Below are 25,082 nucleotides of genomic sequence, written 5' to 3'. Positions count from 1 at the left end.
CAGGTGACCCTCGACCGCGAGAACCCGCTCAGAGACCCACAAGATCGCCGACTGCCGAGGATCGCCGGCCCTTGTGTGCTGGTGATCTTCGGCGTCACCGGCGACCTGTCCACCAAGAAGCTGATGCCGGCCGTCTATGACCTGGCCAACCGGGGGCTGCTTCCTCCCGGCTTCGCCCTGGTGGGTTTCGCCCGCCGGGAGTGGGAGCAGCAGGACTTCGCTCAGATCGTCCACTCGGCGGTGCGGCAGCATGCGCGCACACCGTTCCGCGAGGAGGTATGGAAGCAGCTCTCCGAGGGGATCCGCTTCGTTCCCGGCGAGCTGGGGGACGACGAGTCGTTCGCCCGGCTGAAGGCCACCATCGCCGACCTCGACGAGGCCCGCGGCACCGGCGGCAACCACGCCTTCTACCTGTCGATCCCGCCGGGCCTGTTCCCGACCGTTGTTGATCAGCTGCGGGAGAACGGACTGGCGGAGCAGCACGAGGGCCGGTGGAGCCGGGTGGTGATCGAGAAGCCCTTCGGTCACGACCTGCGCAGTGCCCGCGAGCTCAACCGGGTCGTCTCGCAGGTCTTCCCTTCCTCGTCGGTGTTCAGGATCGACCATTACCTCGGCAAGGAGACTGTGCAGAACCTGCTGGCGCTCCGCTTCGCCAACCAGCTGTTCGAGCCGGTCTGGAACAACAACTATGTCGATCATGTCCAGATCACGATGGCCGAGGACATCGGCATCGGCGGCCGGGCCGGCTACTACGACGGCATCGGCGCGGCCCGGGACGTGATCCAGAACCACCTGCTGCAGCTGCTCGCGCTGACCGCGATGGAGGAGCCGACCTCGTTCGACGCCCGGCAGCTGCGGGCGGAGAAGCAGAAGGTACTGGCGGCCACCCAGCCACCGCAGCGGATGGACCTGCACACCGCCCGCGGTCGCTACACCGGCGGCTGGGCCGGGGGCGAGAAGGTCAAGGGATACCTGGACGAGAAGGGCATCCCCGACGACACCAAGACCGAGACCTATGCGGCCATCCGGGTCGACATCGACAACCGGCGTTGGGCCGGCGTGCCGTTCTACCTGCGTACCGGCAAGCGGCTGGCTCGGCGGGTGACCGAGATCGCCCTGGGCTTCAAGCGTGCGCCGCACCTGCCGTTCACCAAGACCGACACCGAGGAGCTCGGCTACAACGCCCTGGTGCTGCGGATCCAGCCGGACGAGGGTGTGACGTTGCGGTTCGGGGCGAAGGTGCCCGGCACCCAGATGGAGATCCGCGAGGTCAACATGGACTTCGCCTACGGCGGCTCGTTCACCGAGTCCAGCCCCGAGGCGTATGAACGGCTGATCCTGGACGTGCTGCTCGGCGACCCGCCGTTGTTCCCCCAGCATGAGGAGGTCGAGCTGGCCTGGCAGATCCTCGACCCGATCCTCGACTACTGGGCGAGCCAGGACGAACGTCCGGAGGACTACCTGTCGGGGACCTGGGGTCCGGAGAGCGCGAACGAGATGCTGGCCCGCGACGGCTTTGTCTGGAGGCGTCCCTGATGATCATCAACCTGCACGACACGAATGCGGCCAAGATCTCCTCGGCACTGTTGTCGGCACGGCGCAGTGCCGGCAGCCCGGCGATGGGCATGGTGCTGACCTTGATCATCGTCTGTGGCGAGGACGGCTTTCAGGAGGCGCTCAAGGCCAGTACGGAAGCCGGTCGGGAGCACCCGTCCAGGATCCTGCTGGTGGTGACCGCACCCAGCCGGACCACAAGCCTCGACGCCGAGGTCCGGATCGGCGAGGGCACCCCGGGCGAGGTCGTGGTGATCAGGATGCGGGGCGCCGTCGCCCGACACCCGGCCTCGGTCATCCGGGCCCTGCTGCTGCCCGACTCACCGGTGGTGATCTGGTGGCCCGGCAAGGGACCGGTCGACCCGGCCAGCGACGACCTGGCCCAGCTGGCCCGACGTCGGATCACCGACGCGATGGGGACGGCCCGGCCACGGGCCGCGCTCGAGTCGACGGCCCGCAACTACGCACCCGGCGACAACGACCTGACCTGGACCCGGCTGACGCCGTGGCGGGCGCTGCTGGCGGCCGCGCTGGACCAGTACCCGGCCAAGGTGTCGGGCGCAGTGGTGGAGGCGGAGCGGAACAACGCGTCGGCCGACCTGCTCGCGGCCTGGCTGCAGTCGCGGCTGAAGATCGAGGTCAACCAGGTGGTCAGCGAGGGGCCGGGGATCACCGCGGTCCGGATGACGACCGCCGCCGGTGACATCGCGATCACCCGTCCGGATGGTCTGCTCGCGTCCTACTCGGTCCCCGGCCAGCCGAACCGGCTGGTGGCGCTGAAGCGGCGCGGTGTCTCGGAGCTGATCACCGAGGAGCTGCGCCGGATGGACCCCGACGACATCTTCGAGCAGACGCTGCAGGCCCTGCTGAGGCGCCGGACCAGGAACAGTTCCACCAGGAAGAGCGCCACCAGGTCCGCCGCCACGAAGTCGCCCGCCGCCAAGGCCGCCGTCCGCAGAGCGGTGGAGGCCCAGGAGCCCACCCGGAAGGCACCGGCGACGCGGAAGGCCGACAGTACTAAGGCCACTGCTACCAGGGCCACTGCTACCAAGGCCGGCGCCACCAAGGCCGGCGGCACGAGGGCCGGCGCCAAGAAGAAGTCGGCCGCCGCCCGGACCGCGAAGCAGGGCTGATGGTGGCCCAGGACCTGGTTCGCTTCGCCGACGGTGACCGGCTCGCCGACGCCGTCGCCGACCGGTTGGCCACCCGACTGGCCGAGCTGCAGAGCCAGAGCCCGACGAGGGTGGTCCAGCTGGCACTCACGGGTGGTCGGATAGCGGCCAGCATCTACCAGCGCCTGGGCGCGCGTCCGGTCGACTGGTCGAGGGTCGAGCTCTGGTGGGGCGACGAGCGTTGGGTGCCGCACGCCGATCCCGACCGCAACGCGAAGCAGGCTCTGGACGCGTTGGGCGAGGTCGAGGGCCTGGCGCCGGCACGGGTGCATCAGATGCCGGCCAGCGACAGCGGGCTGGACCTGGACCGGGCCGCGGCGGCCTATGCAGCCGAGCTGGCCGACACCGTCTTCGACCTCTGCCTGCTCGGGTTGGGACCCGACGGCCATGTGGCGTCGATCTTCCCGGACCATCCGTCCCTGGAGGCGGCCCGCACCGGCACGGTGATGCCGGTGCGCTCCTCCCCCAAGCCGCCACCGGAGCGGATCAGCCTCACCCTCGACCCGATCAACCGCTCCCGCGAGGTGTGGTTCTGCGTGAGCGGCGACGACAAGGCGGAGGCGCTGCGGAGGGTCCGCGACGGTGACCTGGCCCTGCCGGGGTCCGCGGTGTCGGCCGCCGGCGACACGCTCTGGTGGGTCGACCGCGCTGCTGCCAGCCAGCTCCCCGAATAGCAGCAAAAGCACGACTTCGCGCACCTTGGTGGTCGTCACACAGGGTCAACCCTGTGCGAGGTCACACCAAGGTGCGCGAAGTGGGGGCGATCAGTAGATGACCTCGCCGCGGGCGCGGCGGTCCCGCAGCGCCTGCAGAGCCTCGCTGAGGATGTCGTCGGCTTCCTTGTCGGTCCGCCGCTCCTTCACGTACGCCAGGTGGGTCTTGTACGGCTCGATCCGCGGCGGCGGCGGCGGGTTCTTGGAGTCGAGGTTGGCCGGCAGCCCGCAGCGGGGACAGTCCCAGGTGTCGGGCACCTGCGCGTCGGCGGCAAAGGCCGGCTTGGTCTCGTGCCCTTGCGAACAGAAGTACGACACGTACAGTCGAGGCGCCGCATCGCCGCGTTCAGCCTCCCCCATCGGCCCAGCGCCGACCCGGCTGCCACGAATGGCACTTCCACCAGCCACGATTAGTTCTCCCTTGTCCTTCGTAGAGTGCGAACGCGAGCGTTCGAGTGTGTGCAGACTACGCCTGCAGCTTGTACAACAGGCCCAACGCCACGATGCAGGCGAGCCACACCACCGAGACGATGATCGTCAGCCGGTCAAGGTTGCGCTCAGCCACCGACGACCCGCCCATGGACGACGAGATGCCGCCGCCGAAGAGGTCGGACAGACCACCGCCACGACCCTTGTGCAGCAGCACCGCCAGGGCCAGGGCGACGCTGGTGACGAGCAGCAGGATCGAGAACACCGTGATCGGCGCCGACATCATCGGCACCAACAGAGGGGTGAGGTAAACGAGCGCAAAATCCACTGACGTAGCCTAACTCACACCGTCGCGCCGCGAGAACTCACCTCAGAGGGCGGGCAGATCGTAGAACCGTGCGATCGCGGCGAACTCCTCCACCTGCAGGCTGGCACCCCCGACCAGGCAGCCGTCGACATCCGGCTGAGCCATGATCGAGGCCACGTTGTTCGACTTCACCGAACCGCCGTAGAGGATCCGCACCTTGTCGGCGACGTCGGCACCGTGCACCTCGGACAGCCGGGAGCGGATGGCCGAGCAGACCTCCTGGGCGTCCTCGGGGGTGGCCACCTCACCGGTGCCGATGGCCCAGACGGGCTCATAGGCGATCACCAGGGCAGCCACCTGCTCGGCCGTGAGACCGGCCAGCGCGCCGTCGACCTGAGACAGCGTGTACGGCACCTGCTGACCTGCCTGCCGGACGTCCAGACCCTCGCCGACACAGACGATGGGGGTGATGCCCCCACTCAGCGCCTTGGCGGTCTTGGCGTTGACCAGCGCATCGTCCTCGGCGTGATACTGCCGCCGCTCGGAGTGCCCGACCGCGACATAGCTGCAGTTGAGCTTGGCCAGCATCTCGACCGAGATCTCGCCGGTGTAGGCGCCGTTGTCGTGGGCCGAGACGTCCTGGGCGCCGTAGCCGAGGGTGAGCCGGTCGCCCTCGACCAGGGTCTGCACGGTCCGGAGGTCGGTGAACGGAGGCAGCACGACCACCTCGGACTTCTCCGGGTCGTGCCGCTTGTCGTCCAGGGTCCAGGTCAGCTTCTGCACCAGGCCGACGGCCTCGACGTGGTTGAGGTTCATCTTCCAGTTGCCGGCCATCAGCGGCTTGCGGCTCTGGCCGGGGGTCTTGCTGGCCACGATCAGGACTCCTGTGGGTTGGTTTCGAGTACTTCAAGGCCTGGCAGGGTCTTGCCCTCCAGGTACTCCAGGCTGGCGCCGCCACCGGTGGAGATGTGGCCGAAGTCGTCATCGGCGAAGCCGAGGTCGCGGACCGCCGCGGCCGAGTCGCCGCCGCCGACGACGGACAGCCCGTCGACCTCGGTCAGCGCCTGGGCGACCGCCCGGGTCCCGGCGGCGAACTGCTCCATCTCGGCCACCCCCATCGGACCGTTCCAGAACACGGTGTGAGCCGAGCTGATCACCGCAGCGAAGACCTTGGCCGACTCCGGGCCGATGTCCAGGCCGAGCTGGTCGGCGGGCATCGCGTCCGCAGCGACGACGGTGGCCGGCGCGTCGGCCTTGAACTCCGGGGCCACCACGATGTCGGACGGCAGCACGATCTGCTTGCCGCCCGAGGCAGCCTCGTTGAGGTAGCCCTTGACGGCCTCGATCTGGTCCGCCTCCAGCAGGCTCTTGCCCACCTCGTACCCCTGTGCGGCAAGGAAGGTGAACACCATGCCACCGCCGATCACCAGGGTGTCGGCGGTCTTGATCAGGTTGGCGATGACGGCCAGCTTGTCGGACACCTTGGCGCCACCGAGAACGACGACGTACGGGCGCTTCGGCGACTCGGTGAGCTGCCGGAGCACCTCCACCTCGGCCTTGACCAGGCTGCCGGCCGCGCTCGGCAGCCGGGAGGCGAGATCATAGACCGACGCCTGCTTGCGGTGCACCACACCGAACCCGTCGGAGACGAAGAAGTCGCCGAGGGCGGCGTACCGGTCGGCCAGGGCGCCGCGCTCCGCTTCGTCCTTCGACTCCTCACCTGGCTCGAACCGGACGTTCTCCAGCATGGCCACGTCACCGTCGCCGAGACCCGCGACGACAGCCTGCGCCGACGGGCCGACAACATCCTCGGCCAGCGTGACCGGGACCCCCAGCAGCTCGGACAGCCGGCTGGCGGCGGGGGCCAGCGAGAACTCCGGCTTGACCTTGCCCTTCGGGCGACCGAGGTGCGCCAGCACCACGATTCGGGCGCCCGCCTCGCGCAGCTGGTTGAGGGTTGGCAACGAGGCGCGGATGCGGCCGTCGTCGGTGATCGTCTGGCCGTCCAGCGGCACGTTCAGGTCACAGCGGATCAGGACCCTCTTGCCGCGCAGGTCACCAAGGTCGGAAACGGACTTCATCGGTCTGCCTTTCTCACGTGAGTGATTCCATGCACCGACCCGTCACCCTTCTCGTCGGCCGAGGCGTTCGAGAGGCGTGACGGGTCAGCGGAGGAGATCAGAGAGACTGTCCGACCAGATTCACCAGGTCGACCAGCCGGTTGGAGTAGCCCCACTCGTTGTCGTACCAGCCGACGACCTTGACCTGGTTGCCGATGACCTTGGTCAGGCCCGCGTCGAAGATGCAGGAGTGCGGGTCGGTGACGATGTCGGTCGAGACGATCGGGTCCTCGGTGTAGAGCAGGTAGCCCTTGAGCGGGCCCTCGGCAGCCGCCTTGACGGCGGCGTTGACCTCTTCGGCGGTGGTCTCCCGACCGGCCTCGAAGGTCAGGTCGGTGGCCGAGCCGGTCGGCACCGGGACCCGCAGGGCGAAGCCGTCCAGCTTGCCCTTCAGCTGCGGCAGCACCAGGCCGATGGCCTTGGCCGCACCGGTTGAGGTCGGCACGATGTTGATGGCTGCGGCGCGGGCGCGACGCAGGTCCTTGTGCGGGCCGTCCTGCAGGTTCTGGTCCTGGGTGTAGGCGTGGATGGTCGTCATCAGGCCCTTGACGATGGTGAACTCGTCGTCGAGTGCCTTGGCCATCGGCGCCAGGCAGTTGGTGGTGCAGGAGGCGTTCGAGATGATGTGGTGCGTGGCGGCGTCGTAGTCGCCGTCGTTCACGCCCATCACCACGGTGAAGTCCTCGTTCTTGGCGGGAGCCGAGATGATGACCTTCTTGGCGCCGGCGTCGATGTGGGCCTTGGCCTTGGTGGCGTCGGTGAAGAAGCCGGTGGACTCGATCACCACATCGGCGCCCAGGTCCTTCCACGGCAACGCGGCCGGGTCCTTCTCGGCGAAGGACTTGATGACCTTGTCGCCGACCTTGATGCCGCCCTCGACGACCGCGACCTCCTGGCCGAGCCGGCCGAGGATCGAGTCGTACTTGAGCAGATGGGCCTGGGTGTCGTCATCGCCCAGGTCGTTGAAGGCGACCACCTCGATGTCGGCGCCGCTGGCGACGGCGGCGCGGAAGAAGTTGCGGCCGATGCGGCCAAAGCCGTTGATACCCACACGTACGGTCATGCTGGTGTGTCTCCATCCTGCTCAGGGGCAATTCTCGAAGTCGTTTCGGACACTACCCACAGTAACGAACTTCGCGTTCTGCGCTAGGTACCGGACCTAGCGGTGGTACGCAGCCCAGACCAGGCCGACGCTGGTCTCAGTGCCGGGGCCGGCCGCCGGCTATTCGGCGTCCTCGAGCATGTCCGGGCTGAGGTTGGCCTCGGTGTTGGGGATGCCGAGCTCGGCGGCCCGTTTGTCGGCCGTGGCCAACAGCCGGCGGATCCGGCCGGCGACGGCATCCTTGGTCAGCTGCGGGTTGTGCAGCTGGCCGAGCTCCTCCAGGCTGGCCTGCTTGTTCTCGATCCGGAGCAGCCCGGCCGCCTTGAGGTGGTCCGGCACCTGGTCGCCGAGGATCTCCAGAGCACGCTCCACCCGGGCCCCTGCGGCCACCGCGGCCCGTGCCGAGCGGCGCAGGTTGGCGTCGTCGAAGTTCGCCAGCCGGTTGGCCGAGGCACGGACCTCCCGCCGCATCCGGCGCTCCTCCCAGGCGAGGAGGGACTCGTGCGCGCCCAGCCTCGTCAGCAGCTGGCCGATCGCGTCCCCGTCGCGGATGACGACCCGGTCGACGTTGCGGACCTCGCGCGCCTTGGCGCTGATGCCGAGTCGCCGGGCCGCGCCCACCAGGGCCAGCGCCGCCTCCGGGCCGGGGCAGGTAACCTCGAGGGCCATCGAGCGGCCCGGTTCGGTCAGCGAACCGTGGGCCAGGAAGGCTCCGCGCCAGGCGGACACGCACTCGTCCAGGCCGCCGCTGACGACCTGGGCCGGGAGTCCCCGGGCGGGCCGACCACGGGAGTCGATCAGCCCGGTCTGCCGGGCCAGCGCCTCACCCTCCTTGATCACCCGGACGATGTAGCGGGTGCCGCGCCGCAGGCCGGAGCCGTTGACGATGACCAGGTCGCTGGGATGACCGAACACGTCGGCGATCTCGGTCCGCAGCCGCCTGGCGGCGGCACCGGTGTCCAGCTCGGCCTCGATCACGATCCGGCCGCTGACGATGTGCAGGCCGCCCGCGAACCGGAGCGTCGCAGCCACCTCCGCCTTCCGACAGCTGGGCTTGGTGACCTTGATCGTCGCCAGTTCTGCCTTCACCTGCGCCGTCATCGCCATTGCTGCATGATGCCACGCTCACCCGCCGGATAGCCCATCAGCCCCGGAAATCCGCCTCCGGCCCGGGCCGGCTAAGACTCTGTGGTCAGCTGTCGAAGATCTCCGCGTAGGCGGACGCCAGCCGCAGCGGGTCGTGGCGCGGCGAGCCGTCCCGGGCTGCCAAGTCGGCGACGACCAGCTCGGCACCGAGTGAGGCGGCGTAGGATTTCAGGTGCCTGTCCTCGGCGGCGAACCGCGCATCGGCAAGGACCACGTCCAGCCGCAGCCGGGGCGCGTGCTCGGCCAGCAGCTCGATATGCCGGGCCGCGGTGAAGCCTTCGGTCTCGCCGGCGGGCTCCAGGTTGAGGGTGAGCAACCGCCGGGCGGGGGTGCTGCTGACGGCGGCGGCGAGCTCCGGCACCAGCAGGTGCGGGATGACCGAGGTGAACCAGGAGCCGGGGCCCAGGATGACCCAGTCGGCCGCCAGCACCACCTCGACCGACTCCGGGCAGGCCGGCGGATCATGCGGATGCAGCCGTACGGCGCGGACCTCGCCGGTCGTCTTGGCCACCTGCGCCTGGCCGCGGATGGAGGAGATCTCGTCCGGCAGCATCGGGTCCAGCCCGATCACCTCGGCCTCGATCTCCAGCGGCACAGACGACATCGGCAGCACCCGACCACGGGCGCCGAGCAGGGAGGCCACCATGTCCAGCCCGGCGACCGGGTCGCCCAGCCGTTCCCACAGCCCGGCGATCAGCAGGTTGCCGATCGCGTGACCGCTCAGCGGGCCGGTACCGCGGAAGCGGTACTGCAGCACCTCAGCCCAGGTCCGGCCGGACTCGTCGTCGCCGCACAGCGCCGCCAGTGCCATCCGCAGGTCGCCGGGCGGGAGACAGTCCAGCTCGTCGCGGAGCCGGCCGGAGGAGCCGCCGTCGTCGGCCACCGTCACCACCGCCGTCAGCTGGTCGGTGACGCGACGTAGGGCGGTCAGGTTGGCGTACAGCCCGTGCCCACCGCCGAAGGCGACCACCGCCGGCAGTCGCGGGTTGATCGTCAGCCCCCCCGGCAGCGACAGCGCCGAGCTCATTCCCGGCCCACGTCGCGGTGCAGCACCTTGGTGGCCATCCCCTGGGCACGGAGCCGGCGGCCGAACTCCTCCGCCATCGCCGTGCTCCGGTGCTTGCCGCCGGTGCACCCGATGGCGATGGTGGCGAACCGCTTGCCCTCGGTGATGTAGCCGCCGGCCATCACATTCAACAGGTCCTGCAGCCGGTCGAGGAACTCCTCGGCGCCCTTCTGTCCGAGCACGTAGTCGCTGACCGGCTGGGTCAGCCCGGTGAGCGGGCGCAGCTCCGGCACCCAGTGCGGGTTGGGCAGGAAGCGCACGTCCACCACCAGGTCGGCGTCGACCGGGATGCCGTTCTTGAAGCCGAACGAGACGAGGGTGACCCGGAGCTGGTCGTTGTCCGGTCCGCCGTAGGCATGGGCGACCCGGGAGGTGAGCTGGTGCACATTGAGGGACGAGGTGTCGATCACCAGGTCGGCCGCGGCGCGGAGCGTGGCCAGCGTCTCCCGCTCACGGAGGATGCCGTCGAGCAGCCGGCCGTCGCCCTGCAGCGGGTGCGGTCGGCGGACCGACTCCTGCCGACGGACGATCACGTCGTCGCTCGCCTCGAGGTAGAGGATCTCGGGCAGGGTGCCGACCGCGTTCAGGTCGGTGAACATGGTGGGCAGCTGTTCGAAGAAGGTCCGGGTCCGCACGTCCAGGACGACGGCCAGCCGGCTGATCTCGGACTGCTGCGCCAGCGCGCAGACCTGCGGCAGCACGCTCGGCGGCAGGTTGTCGATCACATACCAGCCCAGGTCCTCCAGCGCGTTGGCTGCGGTGCTGCGGCCGGCGCCTGACATGCCGGTCAGCACCACCAGCCGGAAGGGCTCCGGTGCTTCAGGGGTCGCAGGCTGCTCGGTGCTCACCCGGCCATTATCCCGCCCGGTTGTCTACGCCGCCGAGCACCTCTCCGGTGGCGGTGTTGATCGACTCCCCTTCCGGCTTCTGCTGCAACGCCGACTTGATGGCCAACGCGGTCTTCAACCCGAACCCGGGCACGTCGGCGATCTCCTCAACGGTGGCCGCACGGAGCTTCTTCAGGGAGCCGAAGTGAGCCAGCAGTGCCTTGCGCCGCACCTCGCCGAGACCCGGCACCTGGTCCAGCAACGACTCGACCATCGACTTGCTACGCCGGGACCGGTGGTGGGTGATGGCGAACCGGTGGGCCTCGTCCCGCAGCCGTTGCAGCAGGTAGAGCCCCTCGCTGGTGCGGGGCATGATCACCGGTTCGTCGGTGTCAGGCAGCCAGACCTCTTCGAGCCGCTTGGCCAGCCCGCAGAGCGCCACGTCGTCGATCCCCAGCTCGAGCATGGCCTGGGCGGCGGCCGCCACCTGCGGCGGACCTCCGTCGACGACCACCAGACTGGGCGTGTACGCGAACCGGCGCGGAGCACCGGTGGTCGGGTCGACCAGCAGCGGACCCTCGCCGTCGACCGGGGCGGCGGCGGCACGGTCGTCCAGCAGCCGACGGAACCGGCGGGTGATCACCTCGTGCATCGAGGCGACGTCGTTCTGCCCCTCCACACCGCGGATGACGAACCGGCGGTACTCCCCCTTGCGCGGCAGCCCGTCCTCGAACACGACCATCGAGGCCACCACCTCGGTGCCCTGCAGGTTGGAGATGTCGAAACATTCGATCCGCAGCGGCGCGGTCGGCAGGTCGAGCGCCTGCTGGATCTCCTCCAGGGCGCGGTTGCGGGTGGACAGGTCGCCGGCCCGGCTGGTCTTGTGCCGGATCAGCGCCTCCTGGGCGTTGCGCGACACCGTCTCCATCAGCACCTTCTTGTCTCCCCGCTGCGGGACCCGGATGGCGACCTGGGAGCCGCGCCGGTCGCTGAGCATCCGGGTGAGGGTCTCCACCGAGGAGGGTTCGGCGGGTACCAGGATCTCCCGCGGGATGGACGCGGCCTCCGGCGGTTCGGGGTCGCCCTCGGCGTACAGCTGCTCGGCGTACAGCTGGACCAGGAACTTCTCCAGCAGCTCACCGGTGTCGGCATCGTCGACCCGGTCGGCGACCCAGCCCCGCTCGCCGCGGACCCGGCCCCCGCGGACGTGGAAGATCTGGATCGCCACCTCCAGCGGATCCTCGGCCAGGGCGACCACGTCGGCGTCGGTGCCGTCCCGCAGCACGATGGCGTTCTTCTCCATCGCCTGCTGCAGCGCACCGATGTCGTCGCGCAGCCGGGCTGCGCGCTCGAACTCGAGGCTGGCGCTGGCCGCCTTCATCTCGTTCTCCAGCCGTCGCAGCATCGGAGCAGTCTGGCCGGCCATGAAGCGGCAGAAGTCCTCGACGATCGCCCGGTGCTCATCGGCGCTGACCCGGCCTACGCAGGGGGCGGAGCACTTGCCGATGTAGCCCAGCAGGCACGGCCGGTCGATCTGCTTGGCGTGCTTGAACACGCCCTTGGTGCAGGAACGCATTGGGAACACCCGAAGCAGCAGGTCGACCGTCTCCCGGATCGCCCAGGCGTGCGAGTAGGGCCCGAAGTACCGGTTGCCCTTGCGCTTGGGGCCGCGGCCGACCATCACCCGGGGGAACTCCTCCGCCAGGGTGACGGCCAGCCACGGGTAGGACTTGTCGTCGCGGTACTTGACGTTGAACCGCGGGTCGAACTCCTTGATCCAGGAGTATTCGAGCTGCAGCGCCTCGACCTCGGTCTGCACCACCGTCCAGTCGACCTTGGCCGCCGTCAGCACCATCGACTGAGTGCGCGAGTGCAGGTTGCTCAGGTCGGCGAAGTAGGAGTTCAGCCGCGAGCGCAGGCTCTTGGCTTTGCCGACGTAGATGACCCGGCCATGCTGGTCGAAGAAGCGGTAGACGCCCGGCGCTGTCGGAATGGCTCCCGGCGCGGGACGGTAGGAGGAGGGGTCGGCCACTGCACCAGACTAGGTGGGCCGACCGACAGTGCCCGGCCCAGGCCCGACTGCTACCCGCTGATCACCAGGTCCGCACCGGACACGGTCACCTTCGCCGCCGGCAGGGCCTTCTGGGCCGGTCCGCTGACCGGTGACCCGTCGGTGATCGAGAAGTGGCTGCCGTGGCAGGGGCAGATGATCTCGGCGTTCTGGATCTGCCCAACCGGGCAGCCCGCGTGCGTACAGATCTTGCTGAACGCCTTGAACTGGCCGGCCGCCGGCTGGGTGACCACATAGTCCGCATCGGGCAGGATGACACCACCGCCCTCCGGTACGTCGGCCTTGGCGACCCGCGCGCCGGCGCCGGTGGTCTTGGCGGCGGACGGGGAGGTGATCCGGCTCTCGGTTGTACAGGCGCCGAGGGCGGCGGCACCGGTGCCGGCCAGTGCAACCAGGCCGGCGGACTTCAGCACAGTGCGGCGGGTGGGACCAGCGGGTTTGGACACGGGGTTCTCCTGTCGGCGGGCACGCTTGTTGGGTTCACGACCGGGAACCACCGTTGGTTCCCACTGACGGGACGACGCCGAGCAGGCCGAGGTTCATCCCGTCTCAGCTGTTGGAACTGACCAGGCTGGAAACGTCAACTCGCCTTGCGCGCCGGTCTCCTGTCGTCGCCCGCCTTGCCCGCCACCCGTGGCGTCGCCGCGGTGGCGGCGCCGCGCGGGCTGGTCCCCAGGGTGCTGCGGGCGGTGCTCTTCTTGGCCGGGCTCTTCTTGGCCGGGCTCTTCTTGGCCGGGCTCTTCTTGGCGGTGCTCCTGCTCCCGGCGGCCTTCTGGGTGGCGCTTCCACTGGCGACGCCGGTCGTGGCCGTGCTCTTGCTGGCGGTGCTCTTGCTGGCGGTGCTCTTCTTCGCGGTGCTCTTCTTCGCTGGGCTGGCCCCCCTGGCACCGCTGGTCCTGCCGGCCGACGACGGGTTGGCCGCCTTGCCGCCGGCCCCGTTGCTCGTGGACAGCAGCTCAGGCTGTGCCGAACCGACCGGCACCTCCCGGCCGTCGAGCAGGGGGCGGAGGAAGGCGCCGGTATGCGACGCAGGATGCATCGACACCTCCTCCGGGGTCCCCTCGGCGACGACCATGCCGCCCCGCGAGCCGCCCTCGGGGCCCATGTCGACCAGCCAGTCGGCGGTCTTGATCACGTCGAGGTTGTGCTCGATCACCACCACCGTGTTGCCGGCATCGACCAGCCGGCCGAGCACCCCCAGCAGCTTGCGGATGTCCTCGAAGTGAAGCCCGGTGGTCGGTTCGTCCAGCACATACATGGTGCGCCCAGTGGAGCGCTTCTGCAGCTCGCTGGCCAGCTTGACCCGCTGGGCCTCACCGCCGGACAGGGTCGGCGCCGACTGCCCCAGCCGGACATAGCCGAGGCCGACATCGACCAGCGTGCGCAGGTGCCGGGCGATCGCCGGCAGGGCCGCGAAGAACTCCAGCCCCTCCTCGATCGGCATGTCCAGCACCTCGGCGATCGTCTTGCCCTTGTAGTGCACCTCGAGGGTTTCCCGGTTGTACCGGGCGCCGTGGCACACCTCGCATGGGACGTAGACGTCCGGCAGGAAGTTCATCTCGATCTTGATGGTGCCGTCGCCGGTGCAGTTCTCGCACCGACCGCCCTTGACGTTGAACGAGAACCGGCCCGGCTGGTAGCCGCGGACCTTCGCCTCGGGGGTCTCGGCGAACAACCGCCGGACATGGTCGAACACGCCCGTGTACGTGGCCGGGTTGGACCGTGGCGTACGCCCGATCGGGGACTGGTCGACGTGGATGATCTTGTCGATCTGGTCGACGCCGCTGATGGTGCGGTGCCGGCCCGGCACCTCCCGAGCGTTGTAGATCCGCTTCGCCAGCGCGGTGTAGAGGATGCTGTTCACCAGCGTCGACTTGCCTGACCCGGACACCCCGGTGACCGCGATCAACTGTCCGAGCGGGAAGGTCACCGAGACGTCGCGCAGGTTGTGCTCGACCGCGTTGTGGACCGTGATCGCCCGCTGGGGATCGCGTGGCCGGCGGGTCGCGGGCAGCGGGATGCTCCGCCGTCCGGAGAGGTAGGCGCCGGTCAGCGAGTCCGGATGGTTCAGCAGCTCCTCGACGGTGCCGGACACCACCACATGACCGCCGTGCTCCCCCGCGCCCGGGCCGATGTCGACGGCCCAGTCGGCCATTCTGATGGTGTCCTCGTCGTGCTCGACGACGATCAGGGTGTTGCCCAGGTTGCGCAGCCGCACCAGCGTCTCGATCAGCCGGCGGTTGTCGCGCTGATGGAGGCCGATGCTCGGCTCGTCGAGGACGTACAGCACGCCCACCAGGCCGGAGCCGATCTGGGTGGCCAGCCGGATCCGCTGCGCCTCCCCGCCGGAGAGGCTGGCCGTGGGCCGGCTCAGCGAGAGGTAGTCGAGCCCGACATCCAGCAGGAACCGGAGCCGCTCGTTGATCTCCTTCAGCACCCGCTCGGCGATCTGTCGCTCGCGGTCGCTCAGCTCGAGACCGGACAGGAACCGGGCCGCCTCGTCGATCGACATCGCCGACACCTCGGCGATGTTGCGGTCGCCGACCGTGACGGCAAGCGAGGTCGGCTTCAGCCGGGCGCCGCGACAGACCGTGCAGGGCACCTCGCGCATGTAGCCGGCGAACCGCTCCCGGGAGGTGTCGGTCTCCGCCTCGGCGTGCCGACGTTCGATGTAGGACACCACGCCCTCGAACCGGGCGTTGTAGCTGCGCTCGCGGCCGTAGCGGTTGCGGTAGCGGACGTGCACCTGGTCACCGACGCCGTGCAGCAGGGTCTTCTTGGCCGAGCTGGGCAGCTCGGCCCAGGGCACCTCGGTGCTGAAGCCCTCGCTCTGGGCCAGCGCGTCGACCAGCCGGATGAAGTAGTCGGCGACATGCGCCGACGACCAGGGGGCGATGGCACCCTCGGACAGGCTCTTCTGGTCGTCCGGGACCACCAGCTCGGGGTCGACCTCCATCCGGGTGCCGAGGCCGGAACACTCGGGGCACGCCCCCCACGGCCCGTTGAAGGAGAAGGCCCGCGGCTCGAGCTCGTCGATGCCGATGTCGTGCTCGTTGGGGCAGGCCATCTTCTCGGAGTAGCGGCGCTCCCGACCGGGGTCGGCGGCGTCCAGGTCGACGTAGTCGATGGTGACGACGCCCTGGGTCAGCCCGAGGGCGGTCTCCACCGAGTCGGTCAGCCGCTGCTTCATGCTGGGTTTGATCGCGAGCCGGTCGACCACGACGTCGATGGAGTGCTTCTTCTGCTTGTCCAGCGTCGGCGGTTCGGTCAGGGTGTGGATCTGCCCGTCGATCCTGGCCCGGCTGAAGCCCTGACCGGCCAGCTGGCGGAACAGGTCGACGTACTCCCCCTTGCGACCGCGGACCACCGGGGCCAGCACCTGGAACCGTGTGCCCGGCTCCAACGCCATCAACCGGTCGACGATCTGCTGCGGCGACTGCCGGCTGATCGGCTCGCCGCAGACCGGGCAGTGCGGGCGCCCGGCGCGGGCATACAGCAGCCGGAGGTAGTCGTACACCTCGGTGATCGTGCCGACGGTCGAGCGGGGGTTGCGGCTGGTCGACTTCTGGTCGATCGAGACGGCCGGGGACAGGCCCTCGATGAAGTCGACGTCGGGCTTGTCCATCTGCCCCAGGAACTGCCGCGCGTACGCCGACAGGGACTCCACATAGCGACGCTGGCCCTCGGCGAAGATGGTGTCGAAGGCCAGGCTCGACTTGCCCGACCCGGACAGGCCGGTGAACACGATCAACGCATCTCGGGGCAGGTCGAGGGAGATGTTGCGGAGATTGTGTTCGCGCGCGCCGCGCACGATGAGCCGGTCAGTCACGCCGAACATGCTATGCCGCCGTACTGACAATTCTCGACTCGTGCCGTGCCGGGGACCAGCCGACACGGCTGTCCGGGCCGCGCACTAAGTTGTCTTCCATGGATTCGCGTGATGTGCCGGCCGAGCCGGAGAAGGCGGCCACCGAACCCGGGTCCAGGTCAGACCTGCACGCGGTCCGGAGCCTGGTGACCCACGCCACCCAACGATTGCTGGGTGACACCATTGCCGTGACCGACGAGCAGTGGTCGGCCCCCAGCAGACTGCCGGACTGGTCCCGGGCGCACGTCGGCACCCACCTGGCCCGGCAGGCCGACGCGCTGGTCCGGTTGACCGACTGGGCCCGGACCGGTCAGCCCACCGCAATGTACGCCTCGGGTGAGCAACGCGACGCCGAGATCGCCGCCGGCGCCGGCCGCACCGGGTTGGAGATCCAGATCGACCTGGATACCACCGCCGACCACCTGGCCGAGGCCTTCGAGGCGCTGGACGAGGCCGCCGCATGGGACACCGAGGTGGAGCTCCGTGGCGGCCAGACGGTCAGGGCGCGACTGCTCCCGCTGGCCCGGTTGGGTGAGGTGCTGCTGCACCATGTCGACCTGGACATCGGCTTCGAGGTGGCCGATATCGACGACCTGTCGGCCGAGTGGTTGCTCGAGTGGTTCGCCTTCCGGTTGGGTCAGCGGGAGGGCTTCCCGGCGCTCAGGCTGACCGCCGACTCGGGCCACACCGTCTCCGTCGGCGACCCGTCAACGGGCCAACCCTCCGAGGTGAGCGGACCCGGCAACCTGCTGCTGGGCTGGCTGACCGGTCGGCTGGCCGGCTCGCAGCTGGCCGGCGCCGAGGGCATCACCCTTCCGCCACTCTGAACTCCGCTGTACCGGCCCCGGCCGACCCTTGTCATCAAACGAGAGTGCGCCCAACGAGAGGATGGTTAACGATGCCTGGTCTGGGACATGTCGAGCCCGGCGGTCCACCACTGGTCACTGCGCTGTCGGACACCGTCACCCTGACCAAGATCTCGGTGGGACCGATGGACAACAACGCCTATCTGCTCCGCGCCGGTGGTCAACCGGGCGCCGGCGTGCTCATCGACGCAGCCGACGACCCGGAGCGGCTGACGACGGTGATCGGTTCCGAGCAGCCGGCGGTCATCGTCACCACGCACCGGCACGGCGATCACTGGCAGGCGCTGGCCGAGCTGGCCCGCAGCTCGCAGGCGCAGCTGGTCTGCGGCCGTCCGGACGTCGACGCCATTGCCACCGGAGCCTGGGTCGAGGGTCTGGTCGGCGTCTGGGACGGAGACGTGATCGCGCTCGGCGACGAGTCGCTGGATGTGATCGGGTTGGTCGGCCACACCCCGGGCTCGATCGCGCTGGCCTACCGTGGTGGCCCGGTGCCGCACCTGTTCAGCGGCGACAGCCTCTTCCCGGGCGGCCCGGGCAAGACCGGCTCAGCGGCCGACTTCGCCACCCTGATGGACGACCTGGAGCACAAGGTCTTTGCCGAGTTCGACGACCAGACGGTGGTCCATCCGGGCCACGGCGACGACACCGTCCTCGGGCAGGAGCGACCTCAGCTGCCCACCTGGCGGGCCCGCGGCTGGTAGCCGGGCTGGGGCAGGTCGAGTCCCGGTAGGTGCACCTTGATCTTGGCCGCCATCATCTTGTAGAAGTCGTCGCTGTCCAGGTAGGCACTGTGGTTCTGCTGGATGGCTCGGCCCAACAGCAGCCCCATGTCGTCGACGCCGTCGATGATCCCCTCGGCCCGGAAGCTCATCAGGTCGGCGTAGTCCCAGACGTTCCACCAGTAGCCGAGATGCCGCTCGTCCGGCCGGGGCACCAGCTCGATCCGGCCGGCCCCGTACGCCGGGCTGCTCTCCAGAAAGAGCTTCAGCTCCTCGAACAGTCCGACCTGCGAGCCGCAGGAGCACCAGAAGTCGATCCGTACCTCCCGGTACTGGGGCATCCGGGGCAGGAAGTGGCTGATCACGTCGTAGATGATCTGTCCGCCCATGCTGTGACTGAGCACCACCAGCGGCTCACCGCCGCGGTCGAGCTGCAGTTGGCGCGCCTCGGCCAGCACACTGAGCGTCCGGGCCGGGATCGGGCCTGGGTGCAGCGCGTCGCCGCGGAGCCGCAGGTAGGCCAGCAGGTCGCCCATGAAGATCGGCACATAGTTCTCCAGCGGGCTGCGGATCCGGTTCAGCACGGCGATGATGTTGGCCCGCTGGCGAGCCAGCACCCGATCGCCGGCCGGCTTGATCTGCTTCCCCAGCGACTCCCACCAGCGCGGTCCCTCACGGCCGTCGGCGCCCTGGCCACTGCGCCGCAGCGAGGCTCGGGCGCCTTCGATCGCGTCCGACAGGAAGTCGTCCGCCTCGGTCGCGGTCGCACACGACTGCAGGGTGGCCGACGTGTCCGGGTGCCGCGCCACCGCCCAGATGGCCTCGATCAGGCCCGGCCACTGCGAGGTGTCGGGGGTCCGCCCCAGCACCTCGTGCTCCAGTCGTTGGCCCAGCTCCTCGCCGGACAGCGGACGCAGGTCGACCTTCGCCGGGTGTCGGGCCTCCTGACCAGGGGACACCCGGAAACGGTCACCCCAGGCGAGCGTCGCTCCCAGGTCACCCCAGTACATCCGCAGGATGGGCACCCCGGCCGGGTCGGCGGAGATCGCCGGAGCGACGTGCGCGCGCAGCCTCGCCTCCACCTCCGCCCAGGGCACCTTGCCGTACCTGCGCGGCAGGTCAGCCTGGCTGTCGTCACGGATGGCGACACCGTGGATGAAGACGATGGGCATGCCCGGCTTCCTTCCGCTGAGGTCTCAACTTCAACCTTACGGGTGTCCACAGGCGGTGCAGCCGGCCAGGTTTCGCCCTGGGAGAACGCTGGAACAAAGTGCCCTGGCCAGACCTTGAGTCTGTGACACTCAAGTCTTGGAGGTTAGGTTCCGATGGCCGCACCCACCCGTTTACCCGTTCTTTTTCTCACCGATCTCGTCGTCCTGCCCGGGATGGTCGTTCCGATCGAGCTGGACGACGCGGCCCGGGCTGCCGTCGACGCCGCCGGCAGCAGCGCCGGTGGCAGGTTGCTGATCGCGCCGCGGCTCGAGGACCGCTACGCCTCCTACGGTGTTGTCGCCTCGATCGTGCAGCAGGGTCGGCTTGCGACCGGTGAGCCCGCCGCGGTCATCCGGGCCGAGCATAGGGCCCGGATCGGCTCGGGGGTCTCCGGCCCCGGCTCCGCCCTGTGGGTGGAGGCTGAGGAGGTCCAGCACGCCGAGCCGGACGAGACGGTCAAGGCGCTCGCCGCCGAGTACAAGGCGCTGGTGGTGTCCACCCTGCAGCGTCGCGACGCCTGGCAGGTGATCGACACCGTCAACCGGGTCAACGACACGTCGGCACTGGCCGACCTGGCGGGCTACGCCCCCTACCTGGACGACGCCAAGAAGCGCCAGCTGCTGGAGACTCCCGACGTTGTCCAGCGGCTTACGCTGCTGATCGGCTGGACCAAGGACCACATCGCCGAGGTCGAGGTGAACGAGAAGATCGCCGACGACGTCCGCGAGGGGATGGAGAAGAGCCAGCGGGAGTTCCTGCTCAAGCAGCAGCTCGCCGCCATCCGTAAGGAGCTGGGCGAGGACGCGCCGGAGGGGGCCGAGGACTACCGGTCCCGGGTTGAGCAGGCCGACCTGCCGGACGAGGTGCGTAAGGCGGCCCTGCGCGAGGTCGGCAAGCTCGAACGCGGCAGCGACCAGAGCCCGGAGGCGGGCTGGATCCGCACCTGGCTGGACACCGTGCTGGAGCTGCCGTGGAACAAGCGGACCCGGGACGCCACCGACATCGCGGCCGCCCGCGCCGTCCTCGATGCCGACCACCACGGCCTCGAGGACGTCAAGGACCGGATCGTCGAGTATCTGGCGGTCCGGGCCCGACGGGCCGAGCGGGGTCTCGAGATCGTCGGTGGACGTGGCTCCGGAGCCGTCCTCGCGCTCGTCGGTCCGCCCGGCGTGGGCAAGACGTCGCTGGGCGAGAGCGTGGCCAGGGCGCTGGGCCGCACCTTCGTCCGGGTGGCCCTGGGCGGGGTACGCGACGAGGCCGAGATCCGGGGACACCGGCGCACCTACGTCGGTGCGCTGCCCGGCCGGATCGTGCGGGCCATCAGCGAGGCCGGCTCGATGAACCCGGTGGTGTTGCTGGACGAGATCGACAAGGTCGGTTCGGACTACCGTGGCGATCCGGCCGCGGCTCTGCTGGAGGTGCTCGACCCGGCTCAGAACCACACCTTCCGCGACCATTACCTCGAGGTCGACCTCGACCTGTCCGACGTGTTGTTCCTGGCGACGGCCAATGTGGTCGAGTCGGTCCCGCAGGCTCTGCTGGACCGGATGGAGGTGGTGGCGCTGGACGGGTACACCGAGGATGACAAGATCGCGATCGCCCGCGACTTCCTGCTCCCCCGTCAGCTGGAGCGGGCGGCGTTGACCGCCGACGAGGTGCGGCTCACCGACGAGGCGCTGCGCATGATGGCGGCCGACTACACCCGCGAGCCGGGTGTCCGCCAGCTGGAGCGGCTGATCGCCAAGGCGCTGCGCAAGGCCACCACCCGGCTGGTGGGGCTGCCGGCGCCGACGGGAGACTCGCGCCCGGACCGGGTGGTGATCGACCTGGCCAACCTGCGCGACTACCTGGGCCGGCCCCGGTTCACCTCCGAGGCTCACGAACGCACCTCAGTGCCCGGTGTGGCCACCGGCCTCGCCGTGACCGGCCTCGGCGGTGACGTGCTCTTCATCGAGGCGAACGCGGTGGAGGGCAAGGGTGGGCTGACCCTGACCGGTCAGCTCGGCGACGTGATGAAGGAGTCGGCCCAGATCGCGCTGTCCTACGTCCGGGCGCACGCCGTTGCGCTGGGCATCACCCGGCCGGAGATCCTGGACAGCAACATCCACATCCACGTCCCCGCGGGTGCGGTGCCCAAGGATGGTCCGTCGGCGGGTGTCACGATGGTGACCGCCCTGACGTCGATGGCTCTCGGCCGCCCGGTGCGCTCCGACGTCGGGATGACCGGGGAGGTGACGCTGAACGGGCGGGTGCTGCCGATCGGCGGCGTCAAGCAGAAGCTGTTGGCCGCCCAGCGGGCCGGGCTGACCACGGTCTTCGTCCCCCAGCGGAACGAGCCGGACCTGGACGACGTACCCGCCGAGGTGCTCGCGGCCATCGACGTCCGGCCGGTGAGTGATGTGGCCGACCTGCTCGCGAACGCGATCGAGGGTGAGCTGACCGGCACCGAGCCGGTGCGGCACAGCGCGGCCTGACCCCTGCTCAACGGCCTCCGTCCGCCTGCTTGGCGGTCGGGGGCCGTTGTGCCTTCGAGCTAGAGCAGCTCCTCGGCCGCCTTGGCGTTCTCCTCGTTGCTGGACTTGACCAGGCTTGCCACTGTGGTGATGGTGAGGGTGACGATAATGAACGTCAGTGAGAGCCAGATCGGCACCTCGAAGTCGACCACGTGGTATTCGTGCAGAGCGTGCAGCACGAGCTTGAGCCCGATGAAGGCCAGGATGACCGACAGTCCGATCGACAGGTAGACGAGCCGGCGGAGCAGGCCGCCGATCAGGAAGTACAGCTGCCGCAGCCCCATCAGGGCGAAGACGTTGGCGGTGAACACCAGGTACGGCTCCTGGGTCAGACCGTAGATCGCCGGGATCGAGTCGAGCGCGAACAACAGGTCGGTGCTGCCGAGCGCGATGATCACGAACAGCATCGGGGTGATCAACCGATGACCGTCCTGCAGCACGGTCAGTCGGGTACCGCGGAAGTCATCGGTGGACTTGAAGTGCTTCTTCACATAGCGCATGGCCGGGTTCTCCGGCGCCTCCTCGTCCTCCTCCTTGAGGTAGTCCAGCACCAGCTTGACGGCGGTGTAGAGCAGGAAGGCGCCGAACAGGAAGAACACCCAGCTGAACCGGTCGATGGCCGCCGCGCCGACAGCGATGAAGATGCCGCGCATGACGAGGGCGAGGATGATGCCCACCATCAGCGCGAACTGCTGCAGGTGCCTGGGCACCTTGAGCTTGGTCATGATGATGACGAAGATGAACAGGTTGTCGATCGACAGGCTGTACTCGGTCAGCCAGCCGGCGAAGAACTCCCCGGCATAGCGTGCACCCGAGATGGCCCATACCCCGAAGCCGAAGAGGACCGCCAGGCTGACGAAGATCCCGATGAACAGTCCGGCTTCCTTCATCGACGGCTCATGCGGGCGGCGTCCGATGATGAAGACGTCGATGGCGAGAACCGCGATCATCACGACAACGGTGATGATCCAGGCGTAGAGGTGTACGTGCATGCGCGCAGCCTTTCGAGAAACTCGATCCGAGAACATTGACGTCTCGGAGGTCTCTTCCGCTAGTCGCCTAGCCGATGGCACCGGGAGCGCCCGGACGAGCTCGTACGGGAGGCAGCCGTGATGACGATGCCGACGCGAAGGAATACTCCCCTCCGCCGTCCACTATGTCAGGTCGCCCCGGCGCTAGGCGAATTTGACACCCGGCGGCCGGGCGGGACCTGCCGGGGTGGACCGGTCAGCGGTTGGCCTCCACCATCTGCCGCAGCTCCTTCTTCAGCTCTGAGATCTCGTCCCGGAGCCGGGCGGCCACCTCGAACTCGAGGTTGGCGGCAGCGGCGTGCATCTGGGAGGTGAGCTCCTCCACCAGGTCGGCCAGGTCCCCTGCCGGCATCCCGGCCAGCTTGCGGGCGTGGGCGCCGGCCTCTCCGTCCGCGCCCAGCGCCGGCACCGGCGACTTGCGCCGACGGCCACCCCCGGAGAGCAGCTCCTCGGTATCGGCGTCCTCCCGGGCCAGCATGTCGGTGATGTCGGCGATCCTCTTCCGCAGCGGCATCGGGTCGACGTTGTTCGCCTTGTTGTAGGCGACCTGCTTCTCCCGGCGCCGGTTGGTCTCGTCGATGGCGGCGGCCATCGAGTCGGTGATCCGGTCGGCGTACATGTGCACCTGCCCGGACACGTTCCGGGCGGCACGGCCGATCGTCTGGATCAGGCTCTTCTCGCTGCGCAGGAAGCCCTCCTTGTCGGCGTCCAGGATGGAGACCAGCGACACCTCCGGAAGGTCGAGGCCCTCGCGCAGCAGGTTGATCCCGACCAGGACGTCGTACTCCCCCAGCCGCAGCTCACGCAGGAGCTCGATCCGGCGCAGGGTGTCCACCTCGGAGTGCAGGTAGCGGGTCCGAACGCCGTTCTCCAACAGGTAGTCGGTCAGGTCCTCCGACATCTTCTTCGTCAGCGTGGTGACCAGCACCCGCTCGTTCCTTTCGGTCCGGAGCTTGATCTCGGCCATCAGGTCGTCGATCTGGCCCTGGGTCGGCTTGACGATGACCTCCGGGTCGATCAGGCCGGTCGGCCGGATGATCTGCTCGACGAAACCGTCCGAGCGGGCCAGCTCGTAGTTGCCCGGCGTGGCGGACAGGTAGACCGTCTGCCCGATCCGCTCGACGAACTCCTCGAACCGCAGCGGCCGGTTGTCCATCGCGCTCGGCAGCCGGAAGCCGTGCTCGACCAGGGTCCGCTTGCGGGACATGTCGCCCTCGTACATGCCGCCGATCTGCGGGACGGTCACGTGCGACTCGTCGACCACCAGCAGGAAATCCTCCGGGAAGTAGTCCAGCAGGCAGTTCGGCGGGGTGCCCGGTCCGCGCCCGTCCATGTGCCGGGAGTAGTTCTCGATGCCGGAGCAGGTGCCGATCTGGCGCATCATCTCGATGTCATAGCTGGTGCGCATCCGCAGCCGCTGCGCCTCCAGCAGCTTGTGCTCGCGCTCCAGCTCGCCCAGCCGGTCGGCCAGCTCGGCCTCGATCGTGCTGATGGCCCGCTCCATCGTGTCCGGTCCGGCCGAGTAGTGGCTGGCCGGCATGATGAAGATCTCCTGGTCCTCGGAGACCACCTCTCCCGTGAGCGGGTGCAGGGTGGACAGCCGCTCGATCTCGTCGCCGAAGAACTCGACCCGGACCGCGAGCTCCTCGTACTTGGGGAAGATCTCCAGGGTGTCGCCACGGACCCTGAAGGTCCCTCGGGTGCCGGCCAGGTCGTTGCGCGCGTACTGGATGCCGACCAGCTGGCGCAGCAGCGAGTCCCGCTCGATCTCCTCGCCGACCTTGAGCGTCACCATCCGCTCGAGGTAGGACTCCGCGCTGCCCAGGCCGTAGATGGCCGACACGGTCGCCACCACGATGACGTCCCGCCGGGTGAGCAACGAGTTGGTTGCCGAGTGTCGCAGCCGCTCCACCTCCTCGTTCAGCGAGGAGTCCTTCTCGATGTAGGTGTCCGTCTGCGGGACGTACGCCTCGGGCTGGTAGTAGTCGTAGTAGGAGACGAAGTACTCCACCGCGTTCTTGGGGAAGAACTGGCGCAGCTCGTTGGCGAACTGGGCAGCCAGCGTCTTGTTCGGCTGCATCACCAGCATCGGCCGCTGCAGCCGCTCGGCCAGCCAGGCGATGGTCGCGGTCTTGCCGGTGCCGGTGGCGCCCAACAGCACCACGTCCTGCTCGCCGGCGTTGATCCGGCGTTCCAGGTCGGCGATGGCCGCGGGCTGGTCCCCGGAGGGGTCGAAGTCGCTCTCGACCCGGAACGGGGCCACCCGACGCTGGAGCTCATGGACCGGACGCATGACATCGAGACTACGTCCGGCCACTGACAAAGCGCGAAGGGCGTCTCCGCTGGACTGCGGAGACGCCCTCGGC

Annotated in this window: 19 protein-coding genes and 1 pseudogene; 6 read left to right on the top strand and 14 right to left on the bottom strand. The window is 69.1% G+C overall.

Features of this window, described 5'->3' with window-relative positions; genetic code table 11:
• Nucleotides 1-3 precede the first annotated feature (3 nt).
• Genes zwf through pgl form a run of 3 tightly spaced genes read left to right on the top strand, consistent with a single transcriptional unit; the run spans nucleotide 4 to nucleotide 3,400 of the window.
• A complete protein-coding gene (gene zwf, locus JOE57_RS15915; protein WP_204919538.1) occupies nucleotides 4-1,536 on the top strand; it encodes a glucose-6-phosphate dehydrogenase in 1,533 nt (510 codons plus the stop codon).
• Nucleotides 1,536-2,687 carry a glucose-6-phosphate dehydrogenase assembly protein OpcA gene (locus JOE57_RS15910; protein WP_204919537.1) on the top strand — a complete coding sequence of 384 codons (1,152 nt, stop codon included), beginning with the start codon at nucleotides 1,536-1,538 and terminating at the stop codon, nucleotides 2,685-2,687. The genes zwf and JOE57_RS15910 overlap by 1 nt, the downstream gene beginning before the upstream one ends.
• Nucleotides 2,687-3,400 (top strand): 6-phosphogluconolactonase, encoded by a 714-nt coding sequence (gene pgl / locus JOE57_RS15905; RefSeq protein WP_204919535.1) that lies wholly within the window; start codon nucleotides 2,687-2,689, stop codon nucleotides 3,398-3,400. Before JOE57_RS15910 ends, pgl begins: the two co-directional genes overlap by 1 nt.
• Nucleotides 3,401-3,490: 90 nt before the next feature.
• Here pgl and JOE57_RS15900 read toward each other — a convergent pair whose 3' ends face one another.
• From JOE57_RS15900 to uvrA, 11 genes and pseudogenes are all read right to left on the bottom strand, one after another.
• Nucleotides 3,491-3,847 (bottom strand): RNA polymerase-binding protein RbpA, encoded by a 357-nt coding sequence (locus JOE57_RS15900; RefSeq protein WP_204919531.1) that lies wholly within the window; start codon nucleotides 3,845-3,847, stop codon nucleotides 3,491-3,493.
• A gap of 58 nt (nucleotides 3,848-3,905) precedes the next feature.
• Nucleotides 3,906-4,151 (bottom strand): preprotein translocase subunit SecG, encoded by a 246-nt coding sequence (secG, locus tag JOE57_RS15895; protein WP_204920514.1) that lies wholly within the window; start codon nucleotides 4,149-4,151, stop codon nucleotides 3,906-3,908.
• A gap of 87 nt (nucleotides 4,152-4,238) precedes the next feature.
• Entirely contained in the window at nucleotides 4,239-5,009 is a 771-nt protein-coding gene (gene tpiA / locus JOE57_RS15890; RefSeq protein WP_204920513.1) for a triose-phosphate isomerase, read from the bottom strand.
• Between the two features lie 41 nt (nucleotides 5,010-5,050).
• Nucleotides 5,051-6,256: a phosphoglycerate kinase gene (locus tag JOE57_RS15885; protein WP_204919530.1), complete on the bottom strand. Its 1,206-nt coding sequence runs from the start codon at nucleotides 6,254-6,256 to the stop codon at nucleotides 5,051-5,053.
• Nucleotides 6,257-6,353: 97 nt separating this feature from the next.
• Nucleotides 6,354-7,358 (bottom strand): type I glyceraldehyde-3-phosphate dehydrogenase, encoded by a 1,005-nt coding sequence (gene gap, locus JOE57_RS15880; RefSeq protein WP_204919528.1) that lies wholly within the window; start codon nucleotides 7,356-7,358, stop codon nucleotides 6,354-6,356.
• 159 nt (nucleotides 7,359-7,517) lie between these two features.
• Nucleotides 7,518-8,504: a DNA-binding protein WhiA gene (whiA, locus tag JOE57_RS15875; protein ID WP_204919526.1), complete on the bottom strand. Its 987-nt coding sequence runs from the start codon at nucleotides 8,502-8,504 to the stop codon at nucleotides 7,518-7,520.
• Nucleotides 8,505-8,589: 85 nt separating this feature from the next.
• Nucleotides 8,590-9,570, bottom strand: coding sequence for a gluconeogenesis factor YvcK family protein (locus tag JOE57_RS15870; RefSeq protein WP_420827686.1), 981 nt, complete (start codon nucleotides 9,568-9,570; stop codon nucleotides 8,590-8,592).
• Nucleotides 9,567-10,457: an RNase adapter RapZ gene (rapZ, locus tag JOE57_RS15865; RefSeq protein ID WP_338041342.1), complete on the bottom strand. Its 891-nt coding sequence runs from the start codon at nucleotides 10,455-10,457 to the stop codon at nucleotides 9,567-9,569. Before rapZ ends, JOE57_RS15870 begins: the two co-directional genes overlap by 4 nt.
• A gap of 7 nt (nucleotides 10,458-10,464) precedes the next feature.
• The gene (gene uvrC, locus JOE57_RS15860; RefSeq protein WP_204919524.1) at nucleotides 10,465-12,468 is read right to left on the bottom strand and encodes an excinuclease ABC subunit UvrC; all 2,004 of its coding nucleotides are present in this window, start codon (nucleotides 12,466-12,468) and stop codon (nucleotides 10,465-10,467) included.
• Nucleotides 12,469-12,518: 50 nt separating this feature from the next.
• Nucleotides 12,519-12,953, bottom strand: coding sequence for a Rieske (2Fe-2S) protein (locus JOE57_RS15855; protein WP_338041341.1), 435 nt, complete (start codon nucleotides 12,951-12,953; stop codon nucleotides 12,519-12,521).
• 503 nt (nucleotides 12,954-13,456) lie between these two features.
• Nucleotides 13,457-16,345: pseudogene (uvrA, locus tag JOE57_RS15850) on the bottom strand (excinuclease ABC subunit UvrA); the annotation flags it as partial.
• 89 nt (nucleotides 16,346-16,434) lie between these two features.
• Between uvrA and JOE57_RS15845 the strand changes: the two are divergent.
• A complete protein-coding gene (locus JOE57_RS15845) occupies nucleotides 16,435-17,202 on the top strand; it encodes a maleylpyruvate isomerase family mycothiol-dependent enzyme (protein WP_204919519.1) in 768 nt (255 codons plus the stop codon).
• Nucleotides 17,203-17,273: 71 nt separating this feature from the next.
• The gene (locus JOE57_RS15840) at nucleotides 17,274-17,942 is read left to right on the top strand and encodes an MBL fold metallo-hydrolase (RefSeq protein WP_204919518.1); all 669 of its coding nucleotides are present in this window, start codon (nucleotides 17,274-17,276) and stop codon (nucleotides 17,940-17,942) included.
• Here the strand turns inward: JOE57_RS15840 and JOE57_RS15835 are convergent.
• On the bottom strand, nucleotides 17,909-19,132 hold the full coding sequence (locus JOE57_RS15835) for a hypothetical protein (RefSeq protein ID WP_204919516.1): 1,224 nt from the start codon (nucleotides 19,130-19,132) through the stop codon (nucleotides 17,909-17,911). The two genes, JOE57_RS15840 and JOE57_RS15835, sit on opposite strands and share 34 nt — an antisense overlap.
• Nucleotides 19,133-19,285: 153 nt before the next feature.
• Between JOE57_RS15835 and lon the strand changes: the two genes are divergently transcribed.
• Nucleotides 19,286-21,646 carry an endopeptidase La gene (gene lon / locus JOE57_RS15830; protein WP_204919514.1) on the top strand — a complete coding sequence of 787 codons (2,361 nt, stop codon included), beginning with the start codon at nucleotides 19,286-19,288 and terminating at the stop codon, nucleotides 21,644-21,646.
• Nucleotides 21,647-21,705: 59 nt separating this feature from the next.
• On the opposite strand, the gene JOE57_RS15825 is transcribed toward lon, so the two are convergent.
• Nucleotides 21,706-22,677: a TerC family protein gene (locus JOE57_RS15825; RefSeq protein WP_204919512.1), complete on the bottom strand. Its 972-nt coding sequence runs from the start codon at nucleotides 22,675-22,677 to the stop codon at nucleotides 21,706-21,708.
• A 235-nt stretch (nucleotides 22,678-22,912) separates the two neighbouring features.
• Nucleotides 22,913-25,009 carry an excinuclease ABC subunit UvrB gene (uvrB, locus tag JOE57_RS15820; RefSeq protein ID WP_204919511.1) on the bottom strand — a complete coding sequence of 699 codons (2,097 nt, stop codon included), beginning with the start codon at nucleotides 25,007-25,009 and terminating at the stop codon, nucleotides 22,913-22,915.
• Nucleotides 25,010-25,082 lie beyond the last annotated feature (73 nt).

The organism is Microlunatus panaciterrae (assembly GCF_016907535.1).
In the GTDB taxonomy this organism is placed as follows: domain Bacteria; phylum Actinomycetota; class Actinomycetes; order Propionibacteriales; family Propionibacteriaceae; genus Microlunatus; species Microlunatus panaciterrae.
This window is presented reverse-complemented; position numbering and strand designations above follow the sequence as displayed.

What these genes read in the sequence shown, in the direction of transcription:
- JOE57_RS15910 (WP_204919537.1), top strand. Translation starts at nt 1,536, where the DNA reads ATGATCATCAACCTGCACGACACGAATGCGGCCAAGATCTCCTCGGCA.
- pgl (WP_204919535.1), top strand. Translation starts at nt 2,687, where the DNA reads ATGGTGGCCCAGGACCTGGTTCGCTTCGCCGACGGTGACCGGCTCGCC.
- secG (WP_204920514.1), bottom strand. Translation starts at nt 4,151, where the DNA reads ATGTCGGCGCCGATCACGGTGTTCTCGATCCTGCTGCTCGTCACCAGC.
- tpiA (WP_204920513.1), bottom strand. Translation starts at nt 5,009, where the DNA reads ATGGCCGGCAACTGGAAGATGAACCTCAACCACGTCGAGGCCGTCGGC.
- JOE57_RS15885 (WP_204919530.1), bottom strand. Translation starts at nt 6,256, where the DNA reads ATGAAGTCCGTTTCCGACCTTGGTGACCTGCGCGGCAAGAGGGTCCTG.
- gap (WP_204919528.1), bottom strand. Translation starts at nt 7,358, where the DNA reads ATGACCGTACGTGTGGGTATCAACGGCTTTGGCCGCATCGGCCGCAAC.
- whiA (WP_204919526.1), bottom strand. Translation starts at nt 8,504, where the DNA reads ATGGCGATGACGGCGCAGGTGAAGGCAGAACTGGCGACGATCAAGGTC.
- JOE57_RS15870 (WP_420827686.1), bottom strand. Translation starts at nt 9,570, where the DNA reads ATGAGCTCGGCGCTGTCGCTGCCGGGGGGGCTGACGATCAACCCGCGA.
- JOE57_RS15845 (WP_204919519.1), top strand. Translation starts at nt 16,435, where the DNA reads ATGGATTCGCGTGATGTGCCGGCCGAGCCGGAGAAGGCGGCCACCGAA.
- JOE57_RS15840 (WP_204919518.1), top strand. Translation starts at nt 17,274, where the DNA reads ATGCCTGGTCTGGGACATGTCGAGCCCGGCGGTCCACCACTGGTCACT.
- JOE57_RS15835 (WP_204919516.1), bottom strand. Translation starts at nt 19,132, where the DNA reads ATGCCCATCGTCTTCATCCACGGTGTCGCCATCCGTGACGACAGCCAG.
- lon (WP_204919514.1), top strand. Translation starts at nt 19,286, where the DNA reads ATGGCCGCACCCACCCGTTTACCCGTTCTTTTTCTCACCGATCTCGTC.
- JOE57_RS15825 (WP_204919512.1), bottom strand. Translation starts at nt 22,677, where the DNA reads ATGCACGTACACCTCTACGCCTGGATCATCACCGTTGTCGTGATGATC.
- uvrB (WP_204919511.1), bottom strand. Translation starts at nt 25,009, where the DNA reads ATGCGTCCGGTCCATGAGCTCCAGCGTCGGGTGGCCCCGTTCCGGGTC.